This is a genomic window from Streptomyces sp. CT34 (genome assembly GCF_000805335.1).
Taxonomy (GTDB): domain Bacteria; phylum Actinomycetota; class Actinomycetes; order Streptomycetales; family Streptomycetaceae; genus Streptomyces.
On the sequence record NZ_KN708638.1, the window covers coordinates 5,610,839 to 5,616,765 of the forward strand.

The 5,927-nt window shown below is 69.7% G+C and carries 9 protein-coding genes and 1 pseudogene; 9 read left to right on the top strand and 1 reads right to left on the bottom strand.

Features of this window, described 5'->3' with window-relative positions; genetic code table 11:
• The 7 genes and pseudogenes from RZ84_RS41695 to RZ84_RS24620 all read left to right on the top strand — a co-directional run.
• Positions 1-128: pseudogene (locus RZ84_RS41695) on the top strand (GGDEF domain-containing protein); the annotation flags it as partial.
• Positions 125-463 (top strand): hypothetical protein, encoded by a 339-nt coding sequence (locus RZ84_RS24595; RefSeq protein ID WP_043266112.1) that lies wholly within the window; start codon positions 125-127, stop codon positions 461-463. The pseudogene RZ84_RS41695 and the gene RZ84_RS24595, both read left to right, overlap by 4 nt.
• A 28-nt stretch (positions 464-491) precedes the next feature.
• Positions 492-836, top strand: coding sequence for a hypothetical protein (locus RZ84_RS24600; RefSeq protein ID WP_043266113.1), 345 nt, complete (start codon positions 492-494; stop codon positions 834-836).
• Positions 837-981: 145 nt separating this feature from the next.
• A complete protein-coding gene (locus tag RZ84_RS24605; RefSeq protein WP_043266114.1) occupies positions 982-3,210 on the top strand; it encodes an FtsK/SpoIIIE domain-containing protein in 2,229 nt (742 codons plus the stop codon).
• Between the two features lie 140 nt (positions 3,211-3,350).
• The gene (locus RZ84_RS24610; RefSeq protein ID WP_043266115.1) at positions 3,351-3,602 is read left to right on the top strand and encodes a hypothetical protein; all 252 of its coding nucleotides are present in this window, start codon (positions 3,351-3,353) and stop codon (positions 3,600-3,602) included.
• A gap of 18 nt (positions 3,603-3,620) precedes the next feature.
• On the top strand, positions 3,621-3,812 hold the full coding sequence (locus RZ84_RS24615; RefSeq protein ID WP_043266116.1) for a hypothetical protein: 192 nt from the start codon (positions 3,621-3,623) through the stop codon (positions 3,810-3,812).
• 17 nt (positions 3,813-3,829) lie between these two features.
• Positions 3,830-4,282 (top strand): hypothetical protein, encoded by a 453-nt coding sequence (locus RZ84_RS24620; RefSeq protein ID WP_043266117.1) that lies wholly within the window; start codon positions 3,830-3,832, stop codon positions 4,280-4,282.
• 150 nt (positions 4,283-4,432) lie between these two features.
• Here the strand turns inward: RZ84_RS24620 and RZ84_RS24625 are convergent, their stop codons facing one another.
• Positions 4,433-4,963: a hypothetical protein gene (locus RZ84_RS24625; protein WP_241777844.1), complete on the bottom strand. Its 531-nt coding sequence runs from the start codon at positions 4,961-4,963 to the stop codon at positions 4,433-4,435.
• 290 nt (positions 4,964-5,253) lie between these two features.
• Here RZ84_RS24625 and RZ84_RS24630 point away from each other — a divergent pair, with 290 nt between their 5' ends.
• Positions 5,254-5,439 (top strand): hypothetical protein, encoded by a 186-nt coding sequence (locus tag RZ84_RS24630; protein WP_043266118.1) that lies wholly within the window; start codon positions 5,254-5,256, stop codon positions 5,437-5,439.
• Positions 5,440-5,444: 5 nt separating this feature from the next.
• Positions 5,445-5,903, top strand: coding sequence for a single-stranded DNA-binding protein (locus tag RZ84_RS24635; protein WP_043270746.1), 459 nt, complete (start codon positions 5,445-5,447; stop codon positions 5,901-5,903).
• Positions 5,904-5,927 lie beyond the last annotated feature (24 nt).

Consider the following 5,927-nt stretch of genomic DNA (forward strand, 5'->3'; position numbering starts at 1 on the left):
CGGCCAAGCAGGCCCGTGCCGGAACCCGCCGTGCGGGCCTGGGCTGGCTGTTCGCCACTGTCGCCGGCCGCCGCGCCGGACGCGCCGGCACCCGCGCCGATGCGCCCGCGGTGGGGGTGGCCGCATGAGTGAGCCCCTGACCGCTGTGGACACTTGGCGGCCCGTGATGGAAGCGGCGGGCTACCGCTGCCAATGCGAGGGCGAGTGCGGCAACGCCCATACCAAGGGCGACGGGCGATGCCCGCATGAGCACGACGCCTACGCCGGAAAGGGCCAGCGCGGGCGCTGGGTGCGGCTGATGGCCGCACCCGCCGACCCACTCACCACCGATCTCGCCGCCGTCCGGCTCCCGGCCAGCGAGCTGCGTGCGTGGTGCCCCGATTGCCACACCGCCGCTGCCCGGCTCGCCCGCAAGCGGCTGCCTGCGGCACCCGCGGATCAGTGCGGCCTGTTCGACCTGTGACCCCTCCGACTCAGTCAGGAGACCCCGCATGAGCAACGAACCGAAGGTGATCGTTCCCGCGCTCGGTGAACTGCGCCGGGCCATCCACAGCCTGGCCGTGTTGGCGGAAGCGTTCCCCGAGCTGCCCGGCCGCACGATCGAGGTTGGCACGGTGTCCACCCGCACAACTGTCGAGCCGGGGATCCGGGTGGAACTGCACACGACCTTCGAGGACTTCGAGGCGTGGCGGTCGGCGCTGGGTGTCGACCCGGCCGAGGTCGAGCACATGCCGCTGGCCACCGTCCAGACGCTCCGGGCGTACGGCTCCTTCCACGGGGTTCCCGTGGTGGTGACGGCCTACGGCCCCGTCTACGCCCTAGCCCAAGCCGCATAACGCTCGACGCGGCACAGCCCCGGCATTCATGCCGTGAGGGCGCCGGATCGAATCCGGCCCGGGGCACGCACGGGCCCGGCCGCTCACCTCCTACAGCGACGGCCGGACCCGCTCTCCCTCACACCACACGTGGAAGGAAGTCCCAGTGAAACACCCCGACGACGACAACGAACTGTTCAACCGGCTGGAAGCCGAGATGGCCGACCCCGACGCCCCGTCCGGGGGTGAGGTAGTCGACCTCGGCAAGGCACGGACCGCGCGCGGCGAGTCGCCCGACCGGTCGGCCGACTCCCGCCCGCCGGAGTCGGCCGACTCGGGGCCGTCCGAGTCGGGCGACGGTCGGGCGACTCTGGTCGACCGGCAGGTGCCGACCGTCTCAGGCCCGGGTCTGGTCGACCGCATCAAGAACTCCAAGCGGCTGGACGTCTTCCCCGCCTGGATGAAGTCCCGCGCGGAGTTCACCGAGGCGCTCGGCTGGCTGGCCGGGCACGCCGGGCACACGGCCGCGTTCCACGCGGTCCGCCTCCCGTTCGTCTACCTCCCCAAACTTGTGTGGCGCTCGCCCCGCGGTGCGATGAACATCCTGGGCAAGGTGGGGCGTTGGGCCATGGACGCCGAGGGCGAGGGCCTGCGGCAGTACACGGCCACGAACGAGCAGGTGGATGAGTACCTGAAGCTGTCGCGGCAGCGGGACCGCCGGGTGCGCCTGCGATCCATCCTCACCCTCCTCGCGGCGATAGTCGCCCTGCCCGTGGGCCTGTTCCTGCTGTTCGGGGCGGCGCCGACGACGCAGGTCATCGCGGGCGCCGTACTCGTGCTGGGGTGCGGGCTGGCCGGGGCTCCGGCGGATGCGCCGCTGGCCACCCGGGCGGTCATCAAGACCGAGGTACAGAAGCTGACCAGCGACATCGTGGTCAAGGCCATGGCCTCCATCGGCATCGGCCAGATCGCCTCCGCGGTCGCCAAGGGCGGCGACGGGATCCACTTCGTCGCCCCGATCACCCGCGAAGGGCCCGGCTGGCGCGCGGACATCGACCTGCCGCTCGGGGTGACGGTCGCCGACGTGGCCGACCGCCGCGCCCGACTCGCCTCCGGCCTGCGCCGCCCGCTGGGGTGCGTGTGGCCGGACGCCGACCCCAACGAGCACGAAGGACGCCTGATCCTGTGGGTCGGCGATCGCGATTTGTCCAAGACCGGCATCGTCAAGTGGCAGCTGGCGAACGCGCGTCGGCACGACATCTTCAAGCGCATCCCCTTCGGCATCGACCCGCGCGGGCGTGCTCAGTCGGTGCCGATGATCCAGCACAACGTGCTGATCGGCTCGCTGCCCGGCCAGGGCAAGACTTCCTCCGTGCGGGTGCTGGCCTGCGGTGCGGCCATGGATCCGTCGGTGGAACTGTGGCTGCACGAGAACAAGGGCACCGGCGACCTGGACTCCCTCGAATGCGTCAGCCACCGGTTCGTCTCCGGCATCGACGACGACTCGATCAAGTACGCGGCCGACTCCCTCAAGCTGCTGCGTGAGGAGGTCATGCGCCGGGCCGCGGCGATGAAGAAGCTGCCGCGTGACCTGTGCCCGGACAAGCGCATCACCCGGGCCATCGCCGACAAACGCTCGCTGAAGCTGTGGCCGCTGCTCGCGGTCTTCGACGAGTGCCAGAACCTGTTCGCCCACCCCAAGTACGGCAAACAGGCTGGTGAGGATGCCGAGTTCATCATCAAGCTGGGCCGCGCCCTCGGAGTGATCCTCGTTCTGGCCACGCAGCGCCCGGACAAGGACTCGCTGCCCACCGGGATCAGTGGCAACGTGTCCATCCGCTTCGCCCTCAGGGTCGCCGGTCAGGTGGAGAACGACATGATCCTCGGCACGTCCGCCTACAAGAACGGCGTGCGCGCCACCTCCTTCCGCCCGGAGATCGACGCCGGTAACGGCTACCTCGCAGGCGCCACCGCACTGCCCGTGGTGGTGCGCACCGCCTACCTGGACGACAACGACACCCACGCCATCGCCCAGCGCGCGCATGCGCTGCGCAAGGCGGAGGGAACTCTGTCCGGGCACGCGCTCGGCGAGGAAGCCGAGACCACGACCGGGCCGTCGTATGACCTGCTCGCCGACGTCGCCGCGGTCGTGCCGCCCTCGGAGGAGCGGGTGTGGAACGAGCGGATCGCCGCCCGGCTCGCAGAGCTTCGCCCGGAGGTCTACGGGCTCTGGAAGGGCGAGAACGTCACGGCCGCGCTCAAGCCGCACGGGGTCAAGACCACCGGCGTGGCCGGGCGGACCGACGACGGCGAGCGCACCACCCGCCGCGGCATCGTCCGCGACGACCTCACCAAGGCGATCGCGGAGCGTGACGAAAACCGGGGTGCCGCCTAACGGTGACCGGCCGCTACCGGTAGCGGGCACACCTGCTACCGGTAGCACCCCCGCTAGCACCCCAAACATCGCCTGATCTGCGATCTAGCACATAGCACCCCACCTGCGGAAACCTGGAAAAACCGCCTGGGAGGGCCCTGATGACCCCCATCGTCCTTGCTATCGCCTGCCTGATGCTCGTCACGCTCGGTTACGCGAGTCTGTGTGCGGGCAGCCCGTTCGGCAACTGCCGCAAGTGCAACGGCCTCGGCCACCACCTGCACTACGACCGCAAGGGACGGCCCAAGCGCGGCAAGAGGTGCCGCCGCTGCAAAGGCCGCGGCAAACGCGTCCGCGTCGGCCGCTGGATCTACAACCGCGCCTCGCGGATCTACCGCGAAGGCACCCGCTGACCCGGAAGGAGTCCCCTGGTGACCCTGACCCTCTCGGTGGTGCTGCTCGCCGGTATCGGCGTGCTCGTGCTGCTGCGGCTGAAGTCCGCCACCCTCACCGCCGTCATCGTCGCCGCGCTCTTCGGCTTCTACCTCGCCGGAACTGGCGCCGCGCACACCGCCAACGAGCTCGTCACCTCCCTCGCCCACGCCCTACACGGCATCAACTAACCGACAGGAGCCAGAAGATGGCCCCACACGTTCCGGACCGCCGCACCACCGCGGCGCAGGTCCACCACCCCATACCCCTGGCCTCCGAGCAGCACGCGGCACCGCTGACGCCCCGCACGGACGGCATCCCCGACGTCACCACCGTGCAGCTGCCGGACGGCCGCATCGTCACCGGCTACACCCTCACCCCGGCCCAGCCACCCGCGCCCACGCCACGGCGAGTCACGGTGCACCCGACCGCGGTCAACATCGCCATCGGCGGCATCGGCTTCACCGCGATCTGCGGCGGGCTGCTCCTGCTCACCGGCTTCATCACAGCCATCGCCGCCCTCATCCACCAACTCATCATCCTCGCCGCGATCGTCTTCGGCCTGTTCATCGCCGCACAGCTCTATAGCGGCGGTGACCGGGGCGGCACCACGGTCAACTGCCGCAAAGCTGTGTTCAAGAACAACCACTTCCGCGGCTGACGGGAGCATCCCCGATGCCCAAACCACCGCCGGTCGAACACGTGATCACCCGCCCACCCGATCCCGGGTGGTGGAAGCTCACGTCTATCAAGGCCGTTGCGTGGTCTCCGAGCAGCCTGGAGTAGCGCAGAGCGGGATGCGCCGGGCGGGCTACTGGTGCGGTTGGGATTGCCGCCACTGGGCCAGCGTCTCCTCCTCGCCGCGATACGCGGCAGCAGCCAGCACCGCAGACACAGCGAAGAAGAGGGTTGCTCCGGAGTCGAACCCCCGCAGGTCCGCCTTGAGCCCTGAGTCGTACGTGCTGCGGCTCACTGCATGACGTACCCCGTGATCATCAAGGTAGTAGCCGGACGCGTCATGTTCCGGCTGCCCGTTCGGCTCGACCCCGCCTCCGGCGAGGCACAGGAGTACCCCGGCGATGAACGCGCCTGCCGTAACCCGCAGCCATCTCGGGGTCTGCCACATGTACGTGAATGCCTGCGGGCCCTTCGTGGGCACTCCGGCGCGGTAGCACCGCAGCAGCGCACTGCCGAACACCGGAAAGACCAGCCCGAAGAGGGTGAACGCCACGGCCGTCGGCACGATCGGGCTGCCAGGCAACAGCGTCAGCGCCACCACGAGTCCGGACAATCCAGCCAGAAACAGGGCGATCGCAATGTGAATCTTGTAGCTCGTCGGCACCGATCTCCTCGTCTCTCTCGGTGCGCTGAGCCTGTCGTGCCAGGCGCAGGGAGAACAGATCTGACCACGGCATCGATCGTGCAGCAAGGTCTGCGGATCCCGGCCGCCTGATCTATCCGATCCCGCATGAGCCACTGCCATTACGTGCTGTTCGTGCTCCGGGTGCTGCTCGGCTTGTGGCTGTGCCACAGCTGCGGCGGCTCTGCGCAGGCCCCGCACCCGCAGCACGCCCCGAGCCCACCGACACCCGCAACGTCGAACGGCTACCCCAACCCTAGGAGCGCTGAACCGTGTTCGAGATCCGCGTCATCTGCGACCCGGACGACACCAACCGCGTCAGCCAGACCCTGGCCGCCGCATTCGATATCGGCCTGGAGGGCCGGAACCCCACGCGCGACGGCAAGCGCACCCGGCTGTATGTCATCGCCGACCACCGCACCGTCAGCACCAACCCCGACCACACCGAAAGCGAGTGATCCCCATGGCCGTGGGAGAGACCCCCATCACCGTCGTCGGCAACCTCGCCGCCGACCCCGAACTGCGCTACACCCCCTCCGGGGCCGCACTGGTCAAGTTCTCCGTCGCCTCCACCCCGCGCACCTACGACAAGAACACCGGCCAATGGCAGGACGGCACCGCGATGTTCCTGCGCTGCACCGCCTGGCGCGACCTCGCCGAACACGTCGCCGACGCCCTGACCAAGGGCATGCGCGTGGTCGTCACCGGCCGACTGCGCCAGCACAACTGGCAGAACGAACAGGGTGAAAACCGCTCGATGCTCGCGCTGGAAGTCGACGACATCGGGCCGTCGCTGCGCTTCGCCACGGCCAAGGTCGAACGGGCCCAGCGCACCGGCGCCGCCTCCGGCGGGGCCGCTGATGAGTGGAGCACCGCCGCTCCTGCTTCGGCCGGAGCTGCGGGCGGTGAGCCGCCGTTCTAGATGCGCCCGGGGGGGGGGCCGGCC

Excerpts from the sequence above, each read along its gene's own strand:
- RZ84_RS24595 (WP_043266112.1), top strand. The coding sequence starts at position 125 with ATGAGTGAGCCCCTGACCGCTGTGGACACTTGGCGGCCCGTGATGGAA.
- RZ84_RS24600 (WP_043266113.1), top strand. The coding sequence starts at position 492 with ATGAGCAACGAACCGAAGGTGATCGTTCCCGCGCTCGGTGAACTGCGC.
- RZ84_RS24610 (WP_043266115.1), top strand. The coding sequence starts at position 3,351 with ATGACCCCCATCGTCCTTGCTATCGCCTGCCTGATGCTCGTCACGCTC.
- RZ84_RS24620 (WP_043266117.1), top strand. The coding sequence starts at position 3,830 with ATGGCCCCACACGTTCCGGACCGCCGCACCACCGCGGCGCAGGTCCAC.
- RZ84_RS24635 (WP_043270746.1), top strand. The coding sequence starts at position 5,445 with ATGGCCGTGGGAGAGACCCCCATCACCGTCGTCGGCAACCTCGCCGCC.